The 23,412-nt window shown below is 53.0% G+C and carries 24 protein-coding genes; 18 read left to right on the top strand and 6 right to left on the bottom strand.

What is annotated here, in order from left to right; all coding sequences use genetic code 11:
• Nucleotides 1–7 precede the first annotated feature (7 nt).
• The 10 genes from ACXJJA_RS08655 (at nt 8) to ACXJJA_RS08700 (ending at nt 10,346) form a co-directional block, all read left to right on the top strand.
• Entirely contained in the window at nt 8–1,606 is a 1,599-nt protein-coding gene (locus tag ACXJJA_RS08655; protein WP_456487814.1) for a type II secretion system F family protein, read from the top strand.
• Nucleotides 1,607–1,616: 10 nt separating this feature from the next.
• A complete protein-coding gene (locus tag ACXJJA_RS08660; protein WP_456487815.1) occupies nt 1,617–1,961 on the top strand; it encodes a hypothetical protein in 345 nt (114 codons plus the stop codon).
• Between the two features lie 114 nt (nt 1,962–2,075).
• Complete coding sequence (locus ACXJJA_RS08665) at nt 2,076–4,349, top strand: methyl-accepting chemotaxis protein (RefSeq protein ID WP_456487816.1); 2,274 nt, start codon at nt 2,076–2,078, stop codon at nt 4,347–4,349.
• A gap of 14 nt (nt 4,350–4,363) precedes the next feature.
• On the top strand, nt 4,364–4,888 hold the full coding sequence (locus ACXJJA_RS08670; protein WP_456487817.1) for a chemotaxis protein CheW: 525 nt from the start codon (nt 4,364–4,366) through the stop codon (nt 4,886–4,888).
• Nucleotides 4,885–5,745 carry a hypothetical protein gene (locus ACXJJA_RS08675; protein WP_456487818.1) on the top strand — a complete coding sequence of 287 codons (861 nt, stop codon included), beginning with the start codon at nt 4,885–4,887 and terminating at the stop codon, nt 5,743–5,745. Before ACXJJA_RS08670 ends, ACXJJA_RS08675 begins: the two co-directional genes overlap by 4 nt.
• Before the next feature lie 58 nt (nt 5,746–5,803).
• Nucleotides 5,804–6,163 (top strand): response regulator, encoded by a 360-nt coding sequence (locus ACXJJA_RS08680; RefSeq protein ID WP_456487819.1) that lies wholly within the window; start codon nt 5,804–5,806, stop codon nt 6,161–6,163.
• A gap of 3 nt (nt 6,164–6,166) precedes the next feature.
• Nucleotides 6,167–7,219, top strand: coding sequence for a protein-glutamate methylesterase/protein-glutamine glutaminase (locus ACXJJA_RS08685; RefSeq protein WP_456487820.1), 1,053 nt, complete (start codon nt 6,167–6,169; stop codon nt 7,217–7,219).
• A complete protein-coding gene (locus tag ACXJJA_RS08690; protein ID WP_456487821.1) occupies nt 7,216–9,192 on the top strand; it encodes a chemotaxis protein CheA in 1,977 nt (658 codons plus the stop codon). The genes ACXJJA_RS08685 and ACXJJA_RS08690 overlap by 4 nt, the downstream gene beginning before the upstream one ends.
• 13 nt (nt 9,193–9,205) lie before the next feature.
• Complete coding sequence (locus ACXJJA_RS08695; RefSeq protein ID WP_456487822.1) at nt 9,206–9,862, top strand: chemotaxis protein CheC; 657 nt, start codon at nt 9,206–9,208, stop codon at nt 9,860–9,862.
• On the top strand, nt 9,852–10,346 hold the full coding sequence (locus tag ACXJJA_RS08700; protein ID WP_456487823.1) for a chemotaxis protein CheD: 495 nt from the start codon (nt 9,852–9,854) through the stop codon (nt 10,344–10,346). Before ACXJJA_RS08695 ends, ACXJJA_RS08700 begins: the two co-directional genes overlap by 11 nt.
• A gap of 89 nt (nt 10,347–10,435) precedes the next feature.
• Here ACXJJA_RS08700 and gatD read toward each other — a convergent pair whose 3' ends face one another.
• Together gatD and ACXJJA_RS08710 are read right to left on the bottom strand one after the other, a co-directional pair.
• The gene (gene gatD, locus ACXJJA_RS08705) at nt 10,436–11,749 is read right to left on the bottom strand and encodes a Glu-tRNA(Gln) amidotransferase subunit GatD (RefSeq protein ID WP_456487824.1); all 1,314 of its coding nucleotides are present in this window, start codon (nt 11,747–11,749) and stop codon (nt 10,436–10,438) included.
• A 67-nt stretch (nt 11,750–11,816) separates the two neighbouring features.
• Nucleotides 11,817–12,581 (bottom strand): thermonuclease family protein, encoded by a 765-nt coding sequence (locus ACXJJA_RS08710; protein WP_456487839.1) that lies wholly within the window; start codon nt 12,579–12,581, stop codon nt 11,817–11,819.
• Nucleotides 12,582–12,670: 89 nt separating this feature from the next.
• Here ACXJJA_RS08710 and ACXJJA_RS08715 point away from each other — a divergent pair, with 89 nt between their 5' ends.
• The gene (locus tag ACXJJA_RS08715; RefSeq protein ID WP_456487825.1) at nt 12,671–13,399 is read left to right on the top strand and encodes an RAD55 family ATPase; all 729 of its coding nucleotides are present in this window, start codon (nt 12,671–12,673) and stop codon (nt 13,397–13,399) included.
• A 3-nt stretch (nt 13,400–13,402) separates the two neighbouring features.
• Here ACXJJA_RS08715 and ACXJJA_RS08720 read toward each other — a convergent pair whose 3' ends face one another.
• Nucleotides 13,403–14,056: a FumA C-terminus/TtdB family hydratase beta subunit gene (locus tag ACXJJA_RS08720; protein ID WP_456487826.1), complete on the bottom strand. Its 654-nt coding sequence runs from the start codon at nt 14,054–14,056 to the stop codon at nt 13,403–13,405.
• Here ACXJJA_RS08720 and ACXJJA_RS08725 point away from each other — a divergent pair.
• Nucleotides 13,985–14,440, top strand: a complete 456-nt coding sequence (locus tag ACXJJA_RS08725) for a methanogenesis marker 5 protein (protein WP_456487827.1) — start codon at nt 13,985–13,987, stop codon at nt 14,438–14,440. The genes ACXJJA_RS08720 and ACXJJA_RS08725 overlap by 72 nt on opposite strands.
• A 98-nt stretch (nt 14,441–14,538) precedes the next feature.
• On the opposite strand, the gene ACXJJA_RS08730 is transcribed toward ACXJJA_RS08725, so the two are convergent.
• Nucleotides 14,539–15,591 carry an LLM class flavin-dependent oxidoreductase gene (locus ACXJJA_RS08730; RefSeq protein ID WP_456487828.1) on the bottom strand — a complete coding sequence of 351 codons (1,053 nt, stop codon included), beginning with the start codon at nt 15,589–15,591 and terminating at the stop codon, nt 14,539–14,541.
• Between the two features lie 4 nt (nt 15,592–15,595).
• Nucleotides 15,596–17,062 carry a 4-hydroxyphenylacetate 3-hydroxylase family protein gene (locus tag ACXJJA_RS08735; protein ID WP_456487829.1) on the bottom strand — a complete coding sequence of 489 codons (1,467 nt, stop codon included), beginning with the start codon at nt 17,060–17,062 and terminating at the stop codon, nt 15,596–15,598.
• 121 nt (nt 17,063–17,183) lie between these two features.
• Between ACXJJA_RS08735 and ACXJJA_RS08740 the strand changes: the two genes are divergently transcribed.
• From ACXJJA_RS08740 to ACXJJA_RS08760, 5 genes are all read left to right on the top strand, one after another.
• Nucleotides 17,184–17,342: a hypothetical protein gene (locus ACXJJA_RS08740; protein WP_456487830.1), complete on the top strand. Its 159-nt coding sequence runs from the start codon at nt 17,184–17,186 to the stop codon at nt 17,340–17,342.
• Nucleotides 17,317–18,069, top strand: coding sequence for an alpha/beta hydrolase (locus ACXJJA_RS08745; protein ID WP_456487831.1), 753 nt, complete (start codon nt 17,317–17,319; stop codon nt 18,067–18,069). Before ACXJJA_RS08740 ends, ACXJJA_RS08745 begins: the two co-directional genes overlap by 26 nt.
• Nucleotides 18,070–18,128: 59 nt before the next feature.
• The gene (locus ACXJJA_RS08750) at nt 18,129–20,303 is read left to right on the top strand and encodes a V-type ATP synthase subunit I (RefSeq protein ID WP_456487832.1); all 2,175 of its coding nucleotides are present in this window, start codon (nt 18,129–18,131) and stop codon (nt 20,301–20,303) included.
• A 280-nt stretch (nt 20,304–20,583) separates the two neighbouring features.
• Nucleotides 20,584–21,234, top strand: a complete 651-nt coding sequence (locus ACXJJA_RS08755; protein ID WP_456487833.1) for a hypothetical protein — start codon at nt 20,584–20,586, stop codon at nt 21,232–21,234.
• 102 nt (nt 21,235–21,336) lie between these two features.
• Nucleotides 21,337–22,485 carry an acyl-CoA dehydrogenase family protein gene (locus tag ACXJJA_RS08760; RefSeq protein ID WP_456487834.1) on the top strand — a complete coding sequence of 383 codons (1,149 nt, stop codon included), beginning with the start codon at nt 21,337–21,339 and terminating at the stop codon, nt 22,483–22,485.
• Nucleotides 22,486–22,651: 166 nt separating this feature from the next.
• Here the strand turns inward: ACXJJA_RS08760 and ACXJJA_RS08765 are convergent, their stop codons facing one another.
• Complete coding sequence (locus tag ACXJJA_RS08765; RefSeq protein ID WP_456487835.1) at nt 22,652–23,122, bottom strand: (Fe-S)-binding protein; 471 nt, start codon at nt 23,120–23,122, stop codon at nt 22,652–22,654.
• Between the two features lie 63 nt (nt 23,123–23,185).
• Here ACXJJA_RS08765 and ACXJJA_RS08770 point away from each other — a divergent pair.
• Nucleotides 23,186–23,412, top strand: a 227-nt coding sequence (locus ACXJJA_RS08770; protein ID WP_456487836.1) for a hypothetical protein, incomplete at its 3' end; no start/stop codon positions are given.

Raw genomic sequence — 23,412 nt, forward strand, 5'->3', positions numbered from 1 at the left:
GAGTGTTATGGTGGCGAGTGAGAAGGCTGAAGAGTGGAACATACCCGAATCCCTCAAGGATATCTTTTTGAGGATTAAGAAAGACAAGGAAGACAAAGCCGCCCGTGCGGAGCTAAGCTTCCGAGAGCGGGACATTTTATATTTCGACATGCTTTCCATGCTCACTTATATGAGTGCAATTGCCACCGCTGGCATTTCCAGAGACATACTTTTTGAATATACATCTCGTCAAGAATACGTGCCCGCTCGTTATTTACGTAAAATCTTTGTGCTTGCGAGGAACTGGAGCTACGGATATGCGAATGCCTGCAAGCTCGTCTCAGAAAGGACAAAAGTGCCGCTCGTGAAAGACTTTCTGCGTCGCCTATCTTCGGCGATGAGCACCGGCGAGCCTGAAAAGGAATTTCTGAAGACCGAAACTGAAACGATGTTGGAAATTTACACAAACAAGTATGAACGGGCTTTGGAATCCTTAAGGAAGTGGACAGATGGCTACACTGCTCTCCTCGTCTCGACAACGCTCATAGCCACCGTCATCCTGATGTCAATGATGATATTTAGTATTGGGGGTACGCAAACGACCATCATTCTTACAATGCTCCTCATAGCTTCTGTCTCTCTGTTCGGCGCATATGTAATATGGCGAGTTTCGCCGAAGGAGATAAAAGTGCACGCCCTCCAAACGAAGCCGAAAGAGCAGAAGTTAGCAAGGTTGCTATGCGTGACGCTCGTTCCGACGGCGTTGATGCTTGACACCTTCCTTTTTGCTATGGGCGTCGCCAGCAGTAACGGCGCTTGGAAGCTTTTCATGCTCACTGCTGCCTTATTTGCGCCGATAGGCATTCTTGCCAAAATAGACGACTGGAAAATAGATAGACGAGATGCCGACGCCTCGACGTTTTTCAAGATGCTTGGCATAACTGCGGGCTCTATGGGAACCACGGTGACAAGAGCCATGGAAAACCTTGACAGGAAGGCGGTCGGCGTCCTTGAGAATGAAATAAAATTGTTGCACACGAGGCTTGCGATGGGGATATCGCCGAGGATATGTTGGGAGCGTTTCGTCGGAGAGACCGGCAGCGAGTTGATAAAAAGGGCGGCGATGACGTTCTTGGACGCCGTGGACCTCGGCGGCGACCCTGCGGAAATAGGCAAAATCGTGAGCGCCTCGACCTTAGGCGCCGTCCTGTTGCGAGCGAGGCGCAAGCTCATCTCCTCAGGTTTCGCCAACCTCGTCATCCCGCTGCACGCCACGATGTCCGGGCTCTTAGCGTTCGTTGCGGGCACGCTTACCACCTTTAACGACGCAATACGCAGGATGTTCGTAGAGCACATGCCCGAAATGGCAGGCGCCGCCGCCCAACTTCCAACGGGCATCGGTTTCATCGGCAATTTTGGAGTCATGGACGCACCTTTCATCAAGAACTTCGTCTTCATCACGATACTCATTCTAACGGTCGCGAACTCGCTGGCGCCTAAGGCTGCAGAGGGCGGTTCTAACTTCAAAATCTTCTACTTCGCAACTGTCATGTGCTTCATCTCCGGCGCCGTGTTGCTCGCAGTCTCGGCGCTCGTCTCTAAAATATTTGCGATGCAAATAATTTAGGAGGGGTGAGATGTTCAGAAGAGGGAAGAAGAAAGATGAAGAGTTGGAAAAAGAGGCTTTAGAGGTGTTGTCGAGGCTGGAAGAGGAAGAAGTGCGGAAAAAAGAGGTGGAGGAATGGTGGAGGCAGGAAACGCCGCCGGAGGACGAGGTGGAGCTTGACGAAGACGAGAGCGAGACGAAAGTCGATGACGACGACCTCCTTCTAAAATTGAAGGAGGAAGTGGAGAGCGTAAAGGAGACGAACCCACTGCTTGAGGAGCTGGAGGACGTGAACATCCACGAGCTTCTGGTGCTTGCGACGGACGTGCGAGAGACTCTTGAGGAGGAGCTTGCGGAGGAGCGTGTTGAGAAATAAGTTGCAATTATTTGAAATTTATTTTTTAATAATTTATACAAATATACCATGTATCATTTAATTTAGTTTAAGATTAGAAAATATTTTTTTGAAGTTTCGATAATGTGTCAGCGTATGGTGCAAGAAGCTTTGAAGGAAAGCGATGCAGGCGCCACTGTGCCGCAACCGAAACTCACGAAGAACGAGCTTCTTAACGAGCTTGAAGCTGCAAAGCGTGAAATTAAAAAGCTGCAGAGCGAAAATTCTGCTCTGAAGCGCCGCATCAGCGAGCAGGAAGAGAACCTCAGAGCCCAGATGGAGCAATTCATGGAGCAATTCAGCTCGGCGACGAGCACGCTCGAAATGATGCGAGATGCCTTCAGAACCTCTAACGAACAAATCGCAAAAACGCTCGACGCCGTCGCCAAGGGCAACCTCTCTGCACGAGTCAACGTCGAAAAGCTCGAAGCTGATGCTAAGGATCTCGGAACGCTCGTGAACCGCCTGCTTGACGAGATGGATGCCGCTGCCGAGAAGCAGCGAGAGATGAATGCTCACTTGAACAGCATCCTTGACAGTATGGCTGACTATATGGTAGTCATTGACTTAGAAGGGGAAATAGTCATGATGAATAAGGCAGCGGAGGCGGATAGCGGTTACACGACTGAGGATGTCAAGGGCATGTGTTTCTGGGAGGCGCCGTGGTTCCCGCCGGAGTTGCGTCCGCAGATTAAAAAGCTGCTGTTGGAGGAGCTGCCGAAGCTCGACGCTATCAGAAACGTCGAAGTTCCGCTGATACTCAAAGGGGGGAAGGTAATCCCTGCGCTGTTCTCAGCGACGGTCATGCGGGACGAGCGTGGTGAGCCTATCGGCTACGTTACTTTTGGCAGAGATATCTCAGAACTCAAGGAAGCCACGAAGAAAATCGAGAGTGAAAGGCGGCAAAACGAGCAGATTATAAGCTCGATGCCCATCGTCGTTGCTCTTCTCGACACCGATGGGCACTTTGTCATGGTGAATCCGGCACTCGAAAAAATCACGGGTTACCGTCGTGACGAAATCCTTGGAAAGCGGGCGCCAGAACTCCCGTTCTTCACAGAAGAAGCGCTTGCGGCGTTCAGACGGATGTGGAAAGAGCATCTTAAGCAGGGTGAGGACGTTGCCGCCGGCTACGAAATTCCTTGGGTCAACAAGGACGGCGAGACCGTTATCCTCTCGGTGGCGGAGACGAGGTTGAAAGACGCCGATGGGAACACAACAGGCTGGCTCTTCACCGGTGTCGACATCACGGAGCAGAGGCGTCTGCTCGCCGAAATGGAGACGCAGCATGAATACTTGCAACAGCAAGTCGAGCGGCTTTCCGAGGCATTTTCCAAGATTGCAAGGGGCGACATGACTGTTCGTGTCGAGAAAGAGCGGGATGACTTGGTCGGGACAGTATTTGACATGCTCAATCAGACCGTGGCGAACGTGGGCGACCTCCTTTCTGAGCTCAAAGAAACGATGCAGACCGTCTCTGGAATAGCGAAGGAGTCAGCAACATCGGTTGAGCAGGTGAATGCCGGGATGCAGCAGATAGCGTCGGCGTCGCAAGAAATTGCGAAAGGCGCTCAGAGCCTCACCGACGTTGTGAGCGATTCGGCAAAAACGCTTAAGGACACCGCCACGATGTTCGAGAACGTGCAAGCAAGCGTCGAGGAAGCCCTGAAGTTCGCGGCTGAGAGCGCTGTCGTTGCGAAAACCGTGGATGAGCAGGCGCAAAGCACCGCCAAGGACATGGGTGAGATTCAAGAGGCGGTCAAAAACGCGTTCGACGCCGTAGAGCGGCTGAACAACGCCGTTGAGCATATAGGTGTAATTACAAGCGCCATAAAAGACATCGCTGACCAAACGAACCTGTTGGCGTTGAACGCTGCAATAGAAGCTGCGAGAGCTGGCGAATACGGGCGTGGCTTTGCTGTTGTTGCTGAAGAGGTTAGGAAACTTGCAGAGAAGTCAAAGAAGTCCACCGAGGACATAGCAGCAATGATAAAGAACGTGCAAAAGGAAACTAAGAACGTTATAGAGGCAGTGAGCACGAGTAAAGAGCGAGCAGCGGCAGGTTCGAAGGCGATGGAGGACGCAATAAGCGGCGTGAGCAGCATCGCCACCATGATGTCCGACGTAAAAGAGCGACTGGAACGCATCGCCGAAGATGCGAGACGGAGCATGGAGAACATCGCAAAGGTCTCGAGAGGTATGGACGACGTAGCGAGCACCGCTGAGGAAAGCGCAAGCGCCGCCGAGGAAACCTCTGCTGCGATCGAAGAACAAACGGCGGCGGTCGAGCAGCTTACAGCCGGCATGCAGCGGCTCGCCGAACTTTCGGATACGGCAATGCAGATGATATCGAAGTTCAAGCTTGAGTAGCGGTGGTGGTTGTGATGGTGGATTCGGCAACGCAGCCAACACAACCGCCGCCGGCAAGCGTGACCGAAAGCCCGCAAGCTACAAAACCGGCGGGGGAGCGGCAGCTCGTCGTCTTCAAGCTTGGTGATGAAGAATTCGGTGTAGATATCATGCAAGTGCGGGAAATCATTAGGAAGACCGAGATAACAAGGGTGCCAAGGGCGCCGGACTTCGTGCGAGGCGTAATTAACTTGCGGGGACAAATCACCACGATTATTAATCTGCGGAAGAAGCTCGGCTTGCCTAATAAAGAGGGCGGCGACGAACATCAAGAGCGGATAATCGTCGTGGAGATGGATGGGAACGTCGTGGGCATGGAAGTGGACGCCGTCTCCGAGGTCATAAGGCTGCCGGAAAGCGACATCGAGGGCGTGCCGCCGATGATGAAAAACGTGCGGACACAATACCTTAAGGGCATCGGGAAGCTGCCAGAACGCTTGCTCATTTTAATAGACCTGAAGAAAGTGCTGAACGAAGACGAGCGCTCGCAGCTCGCATGAAAGTGCGATTCTTGCTGCCGACGGCGGACGGGAAGTGGCGTAACGGGACGCTGTCGATTGATGAAGGGGGTTTATGGTTGCGGACGCTGTTCCACCGCCACTGGATACCATTACGTAGCGTACGGGACGTGAGACTCGAAGAAAAAAAGAGGAGGCTCGTGGTGAAACACACTGAAATTATGCCGCCGGCACGGGCGGGGGCGAAAACGCCTTTTACTACGTTCATATCCATGGACGTCGAGACGCTGCGTCGTTTGGAGCGGTTGTTGCTTCTGCGGATGGGTATTGACAAGTTCGACGTTTATTTCACGCATGCCGGTGTCGGCGGCGTGCTCTCGCTGGAAAAGAACCTCGAACTTGAACGGGGTGTGCTGATGCTTTCCGACGTGGCGCTCTGGATCGTCGGGGACAACAGCGTCAAACGCATCGAATGGGACGACATTGTAAACGTCGAAGAGAAGAAGCGAAGCCGCTACAAGGGCACGGAATATAGTGCGATATCTATTGACCACTTCGAAAACGGCGACGTCGTGTCGAGCATTGTTATCACCGAAAGCGACACGATGTCGGCGCTCTACAGGCATATCCTCGAGCTGTTCGAGGCTTACAGGGTGAAAGAAAAGTTGCCTGACGTGGAGAATCTGATTCTTTATATGATATACACGGGCGTTTTTGGTGAGAACGCTGCGATGACGCTGGGATTAAGCGATAACGAGCTCCAACGGCACATTGAGAGTCTGGCGGAGCGTGGACTAATCGAATTTTCAGGTGACGCCGCCCGCCCGCCGAAACTCACGAAATACGGTATTAAATACGTGGTCGAACGCTCTAAGGACGGGACGTTTGGCGGTGGCTGATTGAAGTGGTTCAGAGGGTAGTTAATTGTTAGAAGAGGTTTGACAGGGGTGGTTTTCCATGGCGAAGATTTTAATCGTGGATGACGCGGCGTTCATGCGCATGATGCTAAAGAACATTCTCAAAACGAATGGGCACGAGGTCCACGAGGCAGAAAATGGCGAGAGTGCGGTCGAGAAATACAAAGAGCTAAAGCCGGACCTTGTTACCATGGATGTTGTGATGCCGGGGATGAACGGCATTGAAGCGCTCAAGGCGATAACGCAGCTTGACCCGAGCGCAAAAGTGATAATGTGCACCGCAGTCGGCCAGCAAGCGATGGTGCTCGAAGCGATGAAAGCCGGCGCCAAAGGCTACATTGTCAAACCATTCCAGGCGCCGAAGGTGCTGGAGGAGGTAAGCAAAGTGCTGAATTCTTGATTTATGAGCATGAGCGGAGAAAAAAAGATAGGTGTGCTTGTAGTTGACGATTCAGCATTCATGCGCATCCTAATATCAGATATGCTCTGCAGCGACGAGGAGGTCGAAGTTGTGGGCGTTGCGAGGGATGGCGAAGATGCTTTGGAGAAATTAGAAGAGCTAAGCCCGGACGTCATAACGATGGACGTGGAAATGCCACGGCTCGACGGTATCGGTGCTCTTAAAGAAATAATGAGGCAGAAGCCCACGCCTGTGATAATGCTCAGCGCGCATACGCAGGAAGGGGCACGAACGACGCTTGAAGCCTTAGAGAGCGGCGCTTTCGACTTCGTGCCCAAGCCTTCTGGCTCGATTTCCCTTGACATCGAGAAAGTGCGTTCGGAGTTGCTTGCGAAAATTAAAGCGGCGGCAAGAGCGAGAGGGACAACGCTGACGCAAGGGAGGAGAGTATCCAAGGCCGGCAGTGTTGCCGGCTTCGAGCCGGGTCGTCGGAGCGAGCGGGTCGTTGTAATTGCGGCGTCCACGGGCGGTCCGAGGGCGCTCTCGGAAGTGCTTTTTGCCCTACCTGCGTCGCTGCCCGCCGGCGTGCTCGTCGTGCAACACATGCCGCCGTTTTTCACGAGGGCGTTGGCGGAGCGTCTGAACGCAGCTTGCGAGTTGCAAGTTAAAGAAGCTGAGAACGGCGACGAGATAAAAGACGGATGCGTGCTCATCGCGCCGGGCGATTTTCACATGCTGATTAACGACCGTAAAGTGGAGCTGAACAAGGAGCCGCCGGTGAATGCTGTCCGCCCGTCCGCTGACGTGACGATGCGCTCCGCAGCTGACGCTTACGGCGAGAACGTGGTGGGCGTCGTGCTGACCGGTATGGGTAGGGACGGCGCCGCGGGCATCATACGCATTAAGGAGCGAGGCGGGCGGACGATAGCCTGCGACGAGAGAACGTCGCTAATCTTCGGCATGCCGAAAGCCGCTATCGAGACGGGCTGCGTGGATATTGTTGCGCCGTTGCACGAAATCCCAAAAGGAATATTGAACGCTCTTAACGGTGGGTGAGAATATTGAATGACGGGGGTGTAGATGTAACAAAATACTTGCAAGTGTTTTTGGACGAAACGGGCGAGCACGTGCAAACACTGATACATGCTGTGCTCTCGCTGGAAAGCGGCGACGCAGACGCTGTCCACGAAGCTTTCAGGGCGGCACATACCATCAAGGGCATGGCGGCATCTATGGGCTTTAGATATATGGAGCAACTCTGTCATGCTTTGGAAAACGTCCTCGACTCGATAAGGAACAACAGGGTCGACGCGACGTCTGAAGTGGTGGACGTGCTGCTGGAAAGCGCTGCGACGCTTGAAGAATTGCTACAAAACATCGAAACACAAGGACAGGAAGTTACTACCGATGCCGAAGCTGAAACTGAAATTTCGACACTTCTTTCGAAGTTAGACGCGTGCGTATCCGCAAGCGCAGACACTATGAGCGCTGATGCTGAAGGCGCCGCAAGCGTCACTAAAAGTTGCGAGTCGGATGCTGTGGAAGAGAAGACTGAAAAGAGAGAGGGAAGAAATAGAACTTACGAAATAACGGTTGTTTTAGACAAGAGTTGTATGTTCAAGGGCGCTCGTGGCTTTCTCATCTTGAAAGGACTTTCTGAAGTGGGAGAGATTGTTAAAACAACACCACCGCCGCAAGACATCGAGGAGGAACGATTTGACTTTGAGTTCAAGGTGGTTTTGGTAACAGATGCCGACGAAGCTGACATAAAGCGAGTTTTGAACGCAATTGCAGAAATCGAGTGCGTGAAGGTGCGGGAGTTACAAGAAGAGTCACAAGAAACGAAGCAGGCGAGAACCGAGAAAAGTAAGAAGCGGGAAGAGGGCATAAGAAGCGTCAGGGTCGGCATAGAAAAGCTCGATACCGTCGTGAACCTCGTCGGTGAGCTCGTGATCAACAAGGGGCGGCTCGTGCAAATCGCCCGCAAATACGGGATTAAGGAGCTGGGCGACACGATGTCCATCGTCGAGCGCACGATTACCGATTTACAATATGAAATCATGCAAATGCGGATGGTTTCCGTCGAACATATCTTTAACCGCTTCCCGAAGCTTGTGCGGGACCTCTGTAGAAAGCTCAGCAAGGAGGTTGAATTTATCATTGAAGGCAAAGAGATAGAGCTTGACAGGACAGTCCTCGACGAAATCGTAGAACCCTTAATTCACCTTTTAAGAAACGCCATAGACCATGGTATCGAGCCGCCTGAGGAGCGGGAGAGTAAGGGCAAAAATCGTAAGGGGCGGGTAAGGCTGACTGCGCAGCGTGAGCGTGGGCACGTCTCCATCACAGTCGAGGACGACGGGCGTGGCATTGACGTGCAAAAGGTGAAGGCGAAAGCGGTCGCTAAAGGACTAATTTCGGAGGCTGACGCTGCAAGGCTCAGCAACGCCGACGCATCGGCACTCATTTTCACTCCGGGCTTCAGCACTGCTGACGCCGCCACCGAGACCTCAGGAAGGGGTGTCGGGATGGACGTTGTGAAGAGCAAAGTCGAGGCGCTCGGCGGCACCGTGGAAATAACGTCGGAAAAGGACTGCGGAACGAGGATAACGCTGCGGCTTCCGCTGACGACTGCCATCATACAAGCGCTGCTCATCAGCGTGGGCGACGAGCTTTATGCGATTCCGCTTTCGAGCGTCGTCGAGGTTGTAAGATGGTCAGACCTGAACGGCAACGTGCGGCAATTGCACGGCGAGCAAGTGATGCTGCTGCGGGGCTCGCTCTTGCCGCTACTCTCTTTGCGTTGCCTCCTTGAGCTGCCCAATGGTGAAGAAAAGCCAAATGCCGTGGTCGTTGTCGAGCGTAGCGGCGAGAAGCTCGGCTTGTTCGTGGACTCCATAATCGAGCAACAAGAGATAGTAGTAAAGCCGCTGGGGAAGCTGTTGCAAGGTGTCAAAGGGCTCAGCGGCTTTACAATTCTCGGAGACGGCAGGGTGGTGCCGATACTTGACGTTCTAACTCTAATTTGATTGGGGGGGCGTTATGGCAAAGTTAGGATTTAAGGAGCTTGGAATCGCCTTTAACGCTGGTGTGCTAAGCCCGTTCCAGAAGGACGCTTTGCGGGAGCTTGCCAACATTGGTTCGGGTCATGCAGTTACGTCACTCTCGGAAATGCTGGGCGGGAAGCTTGTTCACATAAACGTGCCTCGTGTGGAGCTTTTGCGGCTGGAAGATGCAAAAAAAACCATGAGGGGCGATAAAATAGCCGCCGGCATCTTTTTCAAGCTGAGAGGTGAGATCTCTGGCTACATGCAGATTCTATTCCCAGAACGCAGCGCCCTCACGCTCGTTGATGTCCTCATGGGCAAAGCGGTAGGGGAGACGCAGAATATAAACTCGGAGCTTGAGCGGTCGGCGCTGAATGAAGTTGGGAACATACTGGCATCGGCGTTCTGTGATGCCCTCTCGGAATTCCTCGGCGTCTCCGTCGTTCCCTCTCCGCCGTCCTTTGCCTTCGATTTCGTAGGCGCCATCGTCGAGAGCGCAATACTCGCAGTTGCCACCGACCGCATCATTCTTTTCGAGTGCGACTTCTCCGAAGAAGAGAATGATATCCACGGCTACATTCTACTTTTCCCTTCCCTCGACGGTCTGAGGAAGATGCTTGCGCTACTTGAGGCGAAAATAAATGGTGTCTAAGCCAAAAGAGCGAGACGTCGGAATCGGCGAGGTGCGGGTTTCTCACAATCCAGAAGTTTTGAGAATTGTGGGGTTGGGTTCTTGCGTAGCCGTCGCCCTTTACGACCCTATCGCCAGAGTCGGAGGCTTGGCGCACGTGATGCTGCCGCGGCGGCGTGTTAGCATTTTTTGCGATGCTAACGGCGGCGTGGATGGGCGGTTCGCCGAGGATGCCGTGCGTCTGCTCTTAGACGAGATGTTGAAGGCAGGGGCGGAAAAGGGGCGAGTTGTGGCGAAGGTAGCGGGCGGCGCCTGCATGTTTCCGGAGACTATGACGGTGAGCATCGGGGAGGAAAACGTGAGAGCAGTCAAGGAGGCTCTGAGAAACATGGGTGTGCGGCTCATCGCCGAGGACACAGGTGGAAATCACGGCAGAACGGTAATCTTGGACACATGCACCGGGAAAATGACCGTCAAGACGATGCATGGGGACAAAATACTGTGATTCGGTCTTAGCTCTTCAAGCTCGGAGACGCATCTAACATCGTTCTTAAGCCTTTCAACACTTTAAATTTCAAAATCGGCGTCGTGCAACTAACTTTCCACGCATAAAACGCAAGTTCGCTCTGAGAGCTCGCCCACAACGTTCGTCTGCATTATCTTTTTCACCTCTTCGACGTCGCTCGTAGCGCCAAGTGCCCACATCAACTTCACGAGTGCGGTCTCGGGGAGCATATCACCACCCTCGATGACGCCTGCTTTTAAAAGGTCTCGCCCGGTGTCGTAGACACGGTCACAGACACGCCCGTAGAGGCACTGTGACGCCATCACGACGACTACGCCACGCTCCACCGCCCTCTTAATCTTCGGAATCCACTCGCTTGAGACGTGTCCCAAGCCAGTGCCTTCGATGACGACCCCTTTATACCTTTCCAAGAAAAACTCAATAACTTCCGGGTCTGCTCCGGGGTAGAACTTCACGAGCGCACACCTTTTCTCGATGTGCGCCCGCAGCTCAGGCTCACCTTCGCCCCGCCGCCTGTAATTCTCGTCAAGAATTTCTATCTTCAAGTCTTCGATACGAGGCACGCCTGCTTTAGAGCCGTAATGCACTTTTGCGAGCGGCAATGCGTTTATCGAGCGGAAAGCATCTCGGGCGGAAGTGTGCATCTTTCGCACTCTCGTGCCACGGTGCACGTAGCAGAAGTCATCGGACGTGCCCCCATGCATCACGATAGTTACTTCCGCGATGTCGGAAGTAGCAACTTTTGCCGCACAGATGGCGTTCATTGCGCTGTCGCTCGACGGGCGGTCTGCGCTGCGCTGCGAGCCGACCAGCACCACCGGAACCGGCGAGCGCAGCATGAAGGAGAGCGCCGCCGCCGTGTAGCCCATAGTATCCGTCCCATGGGTAATAATGATGCCGTCAGCGCCCCTTTTCACTTCGTTATAAACCACCTTCGCCAGCTGCATCCAGTGCTCGGGACGCATATTCTCGCTCAGTATGCTGTAAATTACCTTGCCCTCAATGTTCGCAAGCTCCTCAAGCTCTGGAATCGCCTCTAAGATGTCCTCCGTTGTGAACTGTGCCGTTACAGCACCGGTGCGGTAATCCACCTTGCTCGCAATCGTCCCACCCGTCGAGAGTATGGAAATAGTCGGCTTTCCCCTTGCCTCTTTTTTCATTTGCCTCTCCGCTCGTGATGTATCTCGTTCTGCTCTGCCCTCAGTTCCGCTTATGACCTCGATTTCGGCGTTTTCAGGGCGTATGCCGATGTTGTAGCCGTTGTCGAGCTTTATAACTATGTTCTTGGAAAACGCTGTCGGCATTACTGTGCCTTCATAGACAACGACACCTTTCCTTGTCCGCTTTTTCACTCTTATACGGGCGCCCTCGCTGAATTGCATGTTCTTATTTTCTCCCAGTTGATTTATAACTTAACCGCCAGCGTCCTGCAGTTCTGCGCTCTACTGCTCAGAAGCTTTCTGTTGTGAAGTTTTCGAGGGCAGAGAGAATTTCATAATAATACCACAAACCCGCCCGCTCGTCCTGTGCCGTTTCTTGGTAAGCGAGGTATTCGTCCCTCTTGGCGAACTCGCCCTCAACGTAAACTCTCGCAAAGCCCTCTTTCACAAGTTCGGCGTTGAAGTCCGTGCCATCTTCTAAGATAACGTAAGCGAGAAGGCGCCCGTATTTATCCCGCTCGCCCGCAAGCTCGTCAAACTCCAAATACACATGCTTGTCCATAAGTTTACCTTCCGCAAAGCTCTTTACTAAGAACCCCCAGAAGTCAAGCCACCCTGCATCTATCCCACCATACTCCTCAGGCTCGTTCCCCGAAAGTTCCGGAGCGTCCACGCCGACCAGCCGCACCCTCTCCTCCGTGCCTCCTTCAAGCTCGACGTCGATGGTGTCGCCGTCCACAACGTTTTTGACGTAAGCTCTAACTCTCTCTTGGGCTGCGGGGAGCGTCGGTGTTGGTGTATGCGTGCCTTCAGTGGCGTTCGGAGTATGCCTCTCCAAAGGCGGCGTTGCCGTCGTTGAGGTCACGAGCGGCGTGGCTTCCGCAGTCTCCGTCGGTGTTGCCTGCGGCGGCGTTGGCGTCATTAGTGCTGGTGTGGACGTCGGCGTGCCCTCTTCTAAGGGCGAGGGGGTCGCCTGCTCGTAGCCTATGCGTTCTATGCAGCCTGCAAAGAGAAAAGCTGTAAGCAATAACGCCAGCAAAATTCCCACACGCATGTTCACCACCAATTTGATATGTGTTGCTAAAAGTATATAACATCAGCAAGGAAATTTTTATATATTGGCAGCAGAATGGGGAAAACGTTATGGTTAAGATAGAAAGAATAAAAACTTACGTCGAGAGGTTAGATGAACACATTGAAGGAGGAATTCCTAAAGGCAGCGTCTCTTTGATATGTGGGATGCCGGGCTGTATGAAGAGCTCTCTTGCATACAGCATTCTGTATCATAACGCAATAAACGAAGGGCGGCGTGGGCTCTACATAACCTTAGAGCAGCCCATTCCGGATCTGAAACTGCACATGGCGAAGCTTAATATGAGTGCTGAGAGTGAAAACCTGACGATTGTGGACTACAACACGATAGAGGAGGAAGCAAAAAGCGACATGAGGTTCGAGACGAACTGGATGAAGCGTGTCAAAAACTACGTAGAGGATGTAAAAAGAAAAGATGCGAGTTTAGAGCTTGTGGTCATAGATTCCCTGAACGCTTTATACTCATTGACGATGGTCACGAATCCTCGAAAGGAGATATATTACCTTTTTAAAGGGCTAAAGGATGCGGGAGTCACGAGCTTTCTGGTCTCGGAAATGGAGCTTGCTGAGAAGAGGTTCAGCAGGTATGGCGTGGAGGAGTTTATAGCTGATGCAATAATCCATCTGGATCTGACGAGGAAGGAAGGACCTATTCCCGAACTTGAGCGTTATCTTTGCGTTGTGAAGATGCGGAGCACGCATCACGACCTGCAATATTTTCCTTTCATGTATGAAGGTGATCGCTTTGTGATTTACACGAAAAAAGAATTGGAGCTTTAACTTTTAACGGCTTCTTCGCCGCTCGTAAAGGCTATTCCCATGCGCATCTATGGCTACAAGCAGAGGACCGAGCTTTTCTGCATGAAAAATCCAGAGGGCTTCGGCGGCGAGGTCGGACCAATGCACCTCTTTTGCCCTTAAAAATTCGGCGGCAAGAGCGCCACAGCCGCCAGTCATCGCAAGATACACGGCGCCGTGCTTTCTCATCGCTTCCTTCACGGCGGCATCCATTCCGCCTTTCCCTATTATCGCCCGTATTTCTGACATTTCCAGAAGTTTCGTCGTTGTTTCATTCATCCGCCAGCTCGTAGTAGGACCGGCGGCAACGACCTCCCACCCCTCGCCCACCTTACGCACTAAGGGTCCGCAGTGGAAAATCACGCCGCCGTTAAGACGCACCGGCAGCCCCTGCTCCGCCCTGATGAATTCCAAGATTCTCGCCAGCGTCCTGTCTCTTACGGCGACAACCTCGCCACTGACGTAAACGACGTCACCTACCTTCAGCTTCCTTACGTCCTCCTCGGTCAGCGGCGGGCAAAGTTCCACGAAGGTATATTTTTGTTTGTGATTATAAAGGAGTAGGGGATGAAGATGAAGGTGCTTGTTTACCCGCCGAACAGTTTGATACTTTCGGACCTTGTAGAACGAGCAGGGCACGAGCCCGTGGTGCTAATGAAGGAGATAGGTAAGCGGGTTCGAGATGCAGAGATAGATGCACCGCCGCTAAACATCACCGAAGAGGATTTGAAGCGGGCGTTGCGTTACGTCTCCGTAGAGGAGCCTGCGGGGCTCAAGGGGCGTATCGGAGTTCTCGTCCCGCTGCTTGAGGAGGCAGAGGCTGCGGTCATCGTAGAGAACGCTCCACCTACTTTCGGCTGCATGGGCTGCGCTGTCGCCGACGAGTATTTCAAATATTTGATAAGGAAAAAGGGCGTTCCTGTGCTCGAAGTCTGCTACGAGGGCGAAGAAAAAATTGAAGAGCTCGTCTCTGAAATCATGAAGTTCCTTAAGGAGTTGAAACAGCAGGAAGCCTCTGGCTAACGGCGGAGTGCGGCTAAATCGGCTGGAGTGCTTAGCTTAAAGCGTGCGTTACTTTTGCGTCCCGCTGCCGAGCTTGTTGTTCCATCGCAGCATCGCTTTTAAGCTTCCTTGAAGTATTCAACTACTTCCTCGGCGAAGAGCTTGAGCGTGTCCTTCATGTTTTCGTATCTGACGAGTAGTGGCAGGCAAAATTGCTGCACGCCGGCTTTTATGAATTCTTCGATGATTTCTATACACCTTTCTGGAGAGCCGTAGATGAAGCGATTCTCTATGGTCTCATCCGGCAGCCTCTTTGCGAATTCGAGCAGCTTGCGAGCAGAGCTCTCATCGAGCGGCATTTTCGTTACTCTTAATTCCTCAGGTACTTCCACACCATAGCGGCGCAGCCTCGTCGAAAAATGAGCTAAATTCATCTTCGCCGGCACTTTTATCATGTTTTCAGCGTCCTCGTCGCTCTTTGCCACGACGCAGTAGGTGTAACATACCGGCGTTATTTCCGAAGCGTCCCTGCCGAGCTCAGCCGCCATCACCCGAATTTCATTTAGCGTCTTCGCAAACTCATCGGGCGTCATGAATGCCGGAACCCAGCCGTCCCCGACTTCGGCGACGAGCTTTAACATTGAAGGCGAAGTCCCGGCAATCCAGATTGGCGGGTGTGGGTTTTGTATCGGCTTTGGCTGCAGCTTTGCGTTCTTCAGGCTGAAAAACTCGCCGTCGCAGGAAGTTCGTCCCTCAGAAGTCCACAATTTTTTTATAAGCCGCACCCCCTCTTTGGTGCGTGCTGTGGGCTTGTCGTGGCGCACGCCAAAGGGGATAAGGTTCATACCCTCGCCTATGCCGATGCCAAGGACCGTGCGTCCTCCAGATATGATGTCAACGGTCGTTACCATCTGAGCGAGGGCTGCAGGGTGGTGTCGGTGGACGTCGCTGACGATGGCTCCGAGCCGGACTTTTTTCGTGACGGTGGCGAGGGCGGCGAGCGTCGTCCAAGCTTCGAGGGCGTCAAATCTCTTTATGCCGAACGCCACGGTGTGATCTGCCATGTAAACCGCATCGAGCCCTGCTGCCTCGCAATGCTTTGTAAGCTCCAAAATCAGGCTCCAAGGGTGGAGCGGGAGCATGTAGCCGAAGCCCACGCTCTTGTATTTCATCACTTCACCCCACTTCGAAGTCAGGGAGGTCTCCCCTTATACCCGCCAGATATTCCGCCACCTTCTTCTTATCCTCAAAGTCGTAATTCTGGTAAACGGCTATTTCCTCCATTATCGGAGAGCCGCCGCCGTGGACTCCGACGAGCTGCATGACGCCGCTGTGCGCCGAACACAGTATGTCGGAGAGCAGCCGGAAGCATCTGTGAACGTTCTCAGACGGGATGTCGGCGGCACGTTTTATGTATTTCTCGAGAAAGCCTTTTGTTTCCTCGTTGAAAAAGTCGTCCTCAAAAGGCAACGTCGCCGGAAGCCCGCCTGCAAGGTCCGCAAGGATATCATATTCGTGGTAGATGTTGAGCCCGACGTGCCGCCTGCCGACGTTCGTGTAAATCACGTTAGGGATGCAGGTGCCAGAGGTGGCTCGTTTTGAAAATATTGCGGAGGCGATGCCGGCGGCATAGACGAGTTCCGCAACGCACGCAAGGTCAACGAGCTTGCGTCTCACGTGCTCCCTGCCGAGTATGCCGCTGTATTCCGAAACTAAGACGGCGGCGCCGAGAAAGACGTCGGTGAGGGCGGGCTTGCACGCCGTGTAACTGTGCCTGTGGAAAAGGGCGAAGAGTGTCGCCAGCCGTCCTGCTAACTGCCATTCCCCACACATGAATACCCGGTCCCAAGGGACAAAAACGTCGTCGAAGACGACAAAAGAGTCGCCGATGCCATATTCGGTGTAAGGCGCCTTCAACACTTTTCTCTGTCTCGGCGCCGTCGCCCTCGTTACGAGATGCACGCCTTCAGCATCGGCGGGGACCGCAAAGGAGACCGCCCAGTCCGCATCCCTCTCGGTCATCGCTCTCGTCGGTAGCACTATCAGCTCGTCGGCGTATGCCGCTATCGTTATGCTGTTCTTTGCGCCACGCACCACGATGCCGTCTGAACGCCGTTCCACGACTCTGACGTAGAGGTCGGGGTCCGCCTGCTGATGAGGTCTCAAGACTCTGTTACCCTTGACGTCTGTCTGAGCGGCGGCGGCGACCATGTCCTCCTGCTGAAACTCTCGCAGGTATTCGAGGAAGCGGGCGTGGTAGTCCGTGCCGAAGGCTTCGTCAAGCTCGTAGGTGACGACTGAGAGCGCATTTATGGCGTCACAGCCCATACACCTCTGGATGCAGCCGCCAGTCATCCTACAATACGTCCTTATCATCTGCTGCTTTTTCAAAAGGTCTTCAGGCGTCTGGCAAACGTGCGTGAACCTGTTTATCTTCTCCCCACTCAAATGCGATGGCGTCGTCATCAGACCCTCATATTTCGGCTTCTGCGCCTCCTCAAAAGTCTTACATATCACCCGCAAGCAGGGCAGCAGCCGCTTATCATCGCGGCGGACACGCTCGCCACCTATGTAAACATTGAGGCGCATCTCTCGAAGTCGTTCTAAATATTCATCAGAAGTCCTTAGTCCCATGCCTTTCATTTTACATCTCCGGGCTTATATCTCTATGGTAGAAGCCGAGAGCAAGCTATTTTGCGGCTGATAGTGTATTGCCGCTGCCAAACGAATGTAATTTAACGACGTGGAAAGCAAACTCAAAAGGATGGAGAGGAAGTGTCGGTATCTTCTTGAGGACAGAGGGATTTGCACACTCGTTTTCGGCTACCCACAGTGCCCGCTGCTCGTCGACGGCAATTTTTCAGAATGTCCTTACTACAAGTCCCCTGAAGACGAGGATGAGGGAGGAGAAAATTTCGTTTAAGCGGGACGGCGTGAGGCTGAGCGGCACGTTATTCACGCCGCAAGCTGAAGGTGCGGAGAAACGCCCGGCGGTGTGCCTCTGCCACGGCATTCCGAAGGTAGCGAAGCCCGTTGAGGAAAAAGGCTACGGAGAACTCGCCAAACGCTTCTGCAAGCGTGGCGTCATCGCCCTCATCTTCAACTTCAGTGGCACGGCGGGCAGCAGCGGCTACTTCAGCCTGCGCTCTTGGTCCGAGGACTTGCGAGCTGCCGTGGATTTTTTGTCGCGCGCGAGAGAAGTCAGCAAGTTGGGCGTCGTTGCGTTCAGTGGCGGCGCCGTCGTTGCCATTTACAATGCGGCGCACGACGCTCGAATAAACGTGCTAGCGACGTGCAGTTGCCCGGCGGCGCTGCGGCTTGACCCCGAAAGCTTTAAAGCCTTTATCAAAAAGCAGAGAAGCTTAAGAGCCGAAGACGCTGACAAATTTATAAAAAAATTTGCAGCGGAGGCTGAGGGGCTGAGGCCATTGCGTTGGATTAAGGATGTGAGGCAGCCGCTGCTCATCATGCACGGCGAGCTTGACGAGCTTGTGGACGTAAGAGACGCTTACAAGCTTTTCGAGGCGACTGGAAGCTCGGAAAAGGAGCTTTTTATAGTCAAAGGTGCCGGACATAGGATTAGGGAGCATGTCGTTGCCATGGAGTTCTTAGCAGATTGGGTCGTGTGGCGGTTGCAGCAGCGACGGTGATTTTAATACCTCTTCCCTTTAAGCAAATTCAAAAAACTTTTATAGCTCTTCCATGGAAGATGGAGGTTGGTATGCTACGTCCTGTTGAGATGCGGGAGCTTCGCATAATCGTGCTGGACGAGCACGTGGATGCGATTATAAAGAAGATGGACGAGCTTGGCTGCGTGCATGTCACCGACATAAAAGAGTTTTTGGACGAGTTTGGTGATTTGGTAGAGCCGCCTAAGGCGGATCCTACTTTAGCGAAGTATTCTGGGCTTTTGATGCGTATTGATAATGTGATAGAAGTGCTCCGCCCCGCAAAGGAGGAGAAACGGAGTATAAAGGACTTGTTGTTCAAGCGGCACGAGGAGGCGGTGCGGCGGGTAAAAGTGGAAAGGGTGGACATTAGGGATATAGAAAATGAGCTAAGGCGGGTGGAGGAAGCCGTCATCGGAGCGAGAGAGCGTGCAGAGCGTGCTCATTCTGAGCTTTCGGAGCTTGAAAACACACTTGAGATTCTAAACGTGCTGCGGGATTTGGGTGTGGATTTAAGTTTCGTGGGCGAGCAAGAATTCGTTTACGTGTTTGTGGGAAGGGTTTCTGCTGAAAACGCTGCGGAGCTGGAGCGACTCGTTGCGGGTGCTGCCGGTGAAGAAAGTATTGTTGTTTCGAAGCCGCTTGACGCGGGCGTCGTGGCAGCAATCGTGGTCACGCTGAAAGCCCACAGGGACGAAGTGGCAAGAGCGTTAAGGATGGTAGACTTCGAAATCTTCACACCGCCGCCGTTCCTGTCTGCGAACATAGAGGATGCGATAAAAGAGGTGAGAGAGAGGCAGAACAAGCTTGAGGCGCAGATAAAGGAGGCGAAGCGTAAGATTGAGGAGGTAAAAAAAGAGAAGCTGTATGACCTGTTTGTGATGCGGGAGCTCGTGCAAATAGAGGATACAAGCGCCCGGATGCGACTCCTGTTCGGCGAAACTGAGCGGGCGAAGGTCATAGAGGGTTGGGTGCCTGTGGACGACGTGGATGCCGTCATTGAGGGCGTGCGCTCCGTCACGGACGACGTTTGCGCCTTTGAGGTGCGGAAGCCGAGCCGACATGACACAAGAGTCCCAACGCTCCTCCGGAACCCCAGTTTCTTGAAGCCCTTTGAGTCCATAATAAACATGTATAGCCCGCCGTCTTACGGCGACATCGACCCCACAATCATTACCGCCATCATTTTCCCAATCTTGTTTGGCCTCATGTTCCCGGACATCGGGCATGGGTTGCTCGTTTTCTTGCTCGGTCTTGCTTTAATGCTTGCTTTCAGAGGCTTGGGCAAGGAGATGCGGCAGATGGGGTTAGTGATTGCGCTCTGCGGTTTTTTCTCGATGGTCGCCGGGGCGCTGTTTGGCGAGTTCTTCGGCTTCAGCGAATACGCTGCACACATGATTGAGGAGGCGCTGCATATGCACCCGCCGCACTCCTTGATTTTCAAGCCGCTGTGGTTCGAGCCGATTCCGAACGTGGAGTTCATGTTTGTGGTCTCGATGCTCATCGGCGCACTGCACATGGGGCTGGGCTTGACGCTCAACGGCGTGAACAACTTTTTGAAAGGTGATAAGTTGAAAGGCGTTGCTGGTTTTGTGAAGATCTGGTGTCTTTTCGGCGCCCTTTACTTCCTGCTGTTGCTCTTCGGCTTCCCGCCGTTCACGGAACTCAGCGACGGCAACATCCCCGTGCTGCTGAGAAACTTCACGGCGTTCATAATCGCTCCGATACTTACACTCATGATTCTCAGAATCGTGGAGGAGTTGAAGCATGCAGAACATGGCGAAGCGCACGGGCACGGAGAAATGGCAACTGACGGCGGCGAGCTTGCGATTGCGGAGAACGGCGGCGAAAAGCAGAAGCGCTCAACCATGGACCTGCTTATCATCCTGATAGATGGGATTATTGACGCTTTGCTCGAAAACTTCTTCCGCTTCCTCGCAAATACCGTTTCATACGGTAGGATTCTGGCGCTGGCGTTGTGCCACGCTGCGCTCATCGAGGTGTTCATACTGCTGACGTTCATGTGCATGAAGATAAGCGCAGCAATAGCCGCCCTCGTCTTCCTCGGCGGCACCGCCCTCGTCGTTATCCTTGAAGCCATCATGGCGGGCATCCACACCATCAGGTTGCACTTCTACGAGTGGTTCACCAAGTTCTATGAGGGCGGCGGAACGCCATTCTCGCCGTTTAAGTTTAGTAGGACGTATACCTATTGATTTTAGCTGACGAGTTGCGACGTGCTTTGACCGTCAGCTACGTCCAGCCTTACGGCTGTCACAAGGTCGTTGTATTCTTCCTCAGAGCATTTAAATCTGACCCGCCCCCTCCGCTTGCGTTGCGTATTCCCTAAGGGGGTCTTGCAAGCAACGGGAAAATAAATTAGTATGCTATAAAGATTGAAATACAAAAATAAAACTTAAATTACGTCAGAATCTTACAAAACTCGAAGAGAGTGGGGAAAATGAAGATTAAGAAAATGTGTTCCGAGGTTTAGCTATGATGTTAGAGTCGAAGCATTTTGAAGCCCGCATTAAGGAGATTCACAATTACGGCACGTCGAGGAAGCCGCAGCTCACCGTCCGCATTTCAGCGTCACTGTTCTTCGGGGAGACTGCGGACGAGCTTCACGGGGCGCTGACGGACTCCGGGCTCATTTCGAGGGATACCATTCCTTTCGAGGTAGTTTCAAATTTTAGAGGCTCGTCCGACGGTGGACCTTTTTACCGTGCGAGAGTGCTGTATGACGGCGAGGAGAGAGAATATATCGTAGCAGCGAGAGATACTGGCGGCGTCCTCCGCACGAGGATAAGATATGAGCCCATCGTAAGCCCGAAGGAGCTGCGGCTTGTGCACCCTGCGGAGTTCCGCCGTTACAATATCAAAGTTTTAGAGTGGGAGCTGCACAACTACCGCCATTATTTCATGCTTTTCGTTTCGTCAAAGCGTTTCGAAAGCTTTGACATCTTCGTCAAGCCCACCGCCGAAGGCACAAGTGTCGAGGTCGAGCTTGCGGAGTCGGAGCTTAAGGAGTTGCGGCTGCCGTGTGACTGGTATGTGGAGCGACTTCCCTTCAAAGGCTTAAAAGAACACATGCAAAGACTACTTAATGCGAGGCGGGCTGGGTCCGAACAGAAGAAGACGCCTTGAAATCTCAGCAGCCCGGCAGAGAGCACGTCACCAGAACTTCTGAATTATCAAATCGCCGCCCCCACAATGAGCTTTTTTATGCAATAAAGACAACTAAAAATCATGCCGATTTCTTTCGACTTGACCCCCGAGCAGGAAGAATGGAGGGAGCGGGTTCGGGAATTTGCGCAGAAGGAGCTCCTTCCGAGAGCTGAGGAGATAGACGAGAAGGAGGACGTGCCGCAGGAGCTTTTGGACAAGATGCTGAAGGAGTTGCGGCTACCTGCGGTCTGGATTCCGAAGAAATACGGTGGGTTTGAGCTTGATAAGGTGAGTATTTGCCTTATCACCGAGGAAATAGGCTATGCCTGCGGCTCCTGCATCCCATTCGTCGAGGTCGCAGGGCTCGGCACGCTCCCCATAGTTATCGGCGGCAAAGAGTCGCTGAAGGAGGAATTGCTACCAAAGATTGCAAGAGGCGACGCATTCCCGGCGCTTGCGATGACGGAGCCGGGCTGCGGCTCCGACGCCGGCGCCATAACGCTAAAAGCGGAAAGGGACGGCGACGAATACGTACTGAAAGGCGTGAAGCGGCAAATAAGCCAGGTGCACATCGCCAGCTTCTTCGTGACGTCAGCAAGGACGCACCCCGACCCCTCGCTCAGAGCGAGAGGTGTAAGCCTTTTCGTCGTGCCTAAGGACGCCGACGGCATCAGAATCGGCGAGCGAGAGCCTTACATTGGCACGAGAGGACACAAAGCCTACGTCATCCATTTTGACAACGTGCGAGTGCCCGCCGAAAACATGCTCGGTGAGGAAAACAAGGGCTTCAGGATTCTGATGCAGACGCTTGACGAGACGAGACTGACGCTCGCCGCGGGGAACGTCGGGATTGCGAAAGCCGCTTTCGATGCCGCGCTCGAATATGCGAAGAAGCGGGAGACCTTTAGGAAGAAACTCTGGGAGCACGAAGCCATCGGCTTCATGCTTGCGGAAATTGCGACAGAAATCGAGGCTGCTCGCCTCCTCTGCTATAAGGCGGCATGGCTCAGCGACCGTGGCGAGAAACACACGAAGGAAACCTCAATGGCGAAGTGGTATGGCACGGAACTCGCCGTGAAAGCGGCAGTAAACGCAATGACCGTGCTCGGCGGCTACGGCGTGATGAAAGGACGCGTAGAACGTTGTTTCCGAGACGCAAAGTGCTTCACCTTCGCCCAAGGCACCACTCAGATCCAAAAACTCATCATCTCCAGAGAAATTGCTCGTTAATTTCTCCTTTTTTTATTTAATTGCTGGAAGTATCATAAAAGAATCATTCGCTTCAGACGGGGGGTGCATTCCGGCCGGGTAAACAAGCGTAAAGCTCGTAGTGCGGCGCTCTGAACAGGCAGCACCTTGACAATTTAACATCAAAATCCGCTCAAATAAAGGAAGCTTATCTCAGGCAAGCATCTCTCACAAGCTCAGATAAGTCCATGACGACCATTTTATCCTCTAATTCTTCTTCTTTTAAAGCGTCCTCAAGCATCATCATGCAGCCAGGGCACGCTACGGCTAAAACCTCAGCGCCGGTATCGTAAGCTTCTTTTATTCTAATCCTGTTAGGAGCTGCGTCGTCGCCGCCTAAGAAGTCCATATAGATGTTCCCGCTGCCACCACCGCAACAAAAGGAATTTTCTCTATTTCGCTCCATCTCCACAAGTTCGACTCCCGGAACGCTCCGTAGAACCTCCCTTGGAGGTTCATAAATCCCATTGTATCTACCCAGAAAACAAGGGTCGTGATATGTAACTTTAGATTTAAACTCTGATAATTTTATCTCGCCTTTTTGAATTAACTCTTGTAGGAGTTGCGTGTAATGAAGCACTTCGAAGTGCCCTCCTAACTTTGGATACTCATTCTTCATGATGTTGTAAGCGTGGGGTCAGCTTCTCCTCGATAAATCGAGGAGCTTGCTCTCGGAGGGGAGATGTTGCCAACAACCCTCATCGAGCCTGACGGGGCGGCTGACAGCGCCCCCGGCTCTGGAACTCGGGGGCTGGGTGCTGAGAGTGGTCTCAGAGACCAAACCCCGCTCCAGAGCCAGAGTTGCTATGTTACGAGAGGCAGTTCTATCCACATTGGCTTCGTAGCCACATTTGCATTTGAACAGCTTTCTCTTACCGTTGAAGAAAACCCAGTTTCTCTTCGAAGTGT

The organism is Candidatus Alkanophaga liquidiphilum (assembly GCF_053996935.1).

Bases quoted from the DNA above. Each gene is read 5' to 3' on its own strand.
- ACXJJA_RS08680 (WP_456487819.1), top strand. From the start codon at position 5,804: ATGGCGAAGATTTTAATCGTGGATGACGCGGCGTTCATGCGCATGATG.
- ACXJJA_RS08735 (WP_456487829.1), bottom strand. From the start codon at position 17,062: ATGAAAGGCATGGGACTAAGGACTTCTGATGAATATTTAGAACGACTT.
- ACXJJA_RS08740 (WP_456487830.1), top strand. From the start codon at position 17,184: ATGGAGAGGAAGTGTCGGTATCTTCTTGAGGACAGAGGGATTTGCACA.
- ACXJJA_RS08755 (WP_456487833.1), top strand. From the start codon at position 20,584: ATGATGTTAGAGTCGAAGCATTTTGAAGCCCGCATTAAGGAGATTCAC.
- ACXJJA_RS08725 (WP_456487827.1), top strand. From the start codon at position 13,985: ATGAAGATGAAGGTGCTTGTTTACCCGCCGAACAGTTTGATACTTTCG.
- ACXJJA_RS08745 (WP_456487831.1), top strand. From the start codon at position 17,317: ATGAGGGAGGAGAAAATTTCGTTTAAGCGGGACGGCGTGAGGCTGAGC.
- ACXJJA_RS08760 (WP_456487834.1), top strand. From the start codon at position 21,337: ATGCCGATTTCTTTCGACTTGACCCCCGAGCAGGAAGAATGGAGGGAG.
- ACXJJA_RS08660 (WP_456487815.1), top strand. From the start codon at position 1,617: ATGTTCAGAAGAGGGAAGAAGAAAGATGAAGAGTTGGAAAAAGAGGCT.
- ACXJJA_RS08670 (WP_456487817.1), top strand. From the start codon at position 4,364: ATGGTGGATTCGGCAACGCAGCCAACACAACCGCCGCCGGCAAGCGTG.
- ACXJJA_RS08665 (WP_456487816.1), top strand. From the start codon at position 2,076: ATGGTGCAAGAAGCTTTGAAGGAAAGCGATGCAGGCGCCACTGTGCCG.
- ACXJJA_RS08715 (WP_456487825.1), top strand. From the start codon at position 12,671: ATGGTTAAGATAGAAAGAATAAAAACTTACGTCGAGAGGTTAGATGAA.
- ACXJJA_RS08675 (WP_456487818.1), top strand. From the start codon at position 4,885: ATGAAAGTGCGATTCTTGCTGCCGACGGCGGACGGGAAGTGGCGTAAC.
- ACXJJA_RS08750 (WP_456487832.1), top strand. From the start codon at position 18,129: ATGGAGGTTGGTATGCTACGTCCTGTTGAGATGCGGGAGCTTCGCATA.
- ACXJJA_RS08700 (WP_456487823.1), top strand. From the start codon at position 9,852: ATGGTGTCTAAGCCAAAAGAGCGAGACGTCGGAATCGGCGAGGTGCGG.
- ACXJJA_RS08730 (WP_456487828.1), bottom strand. From the start codon at position 15,591: ATGAAATACAAGAGCGTGGGCTTCGGCTACATGCTCCCGCTCCACCCT.
- ACXJJA_RS08765 (WP_456487835.1), bottom strand. From the start codon at position 23,122: ATGAAGAATGAGTATCCAAAGTTAGGAGGGCACTTCGAAGTGCTTCAT.
- ACXJJA_RS08655 (WP_456487814.1), top strand. From the start codon at position 8: ATGGTGGCGAGTGAGAAGGCTGAAGAGTGGAACATACCCGAATCCCTC.
- ACXJJA_RS08685 (WP_456487820.1), top strand. From the start codon at position 6,167: ATGAGCATGAGCGGAGAAAAAAAGATAGGTGTGCTTGTAGTTGACGAT.
- ACXJJA_RS08695 (WP_456487822.1), top strand. From the start codon at position 9,206: ATGGCAAAGTTAGGATTTAAGGAGCTTGGAATCGCCTTTAACGCTGGT.
- gatD (WP_456487824.1), bottom strand. From the start codon at position 11,749: ATGCAATTCAGCGAGGGCGCCCGTATAAGAGTGAAAAAGCGGACAAGG.
- ACXJJA_RS08710 (WP_456487839.1), bottom strand. From the start codon at position 12,581: ATGCGTGTGGGAATTTTGCTGGCGTTATTGCTTACAGCTTTTCTCTTT.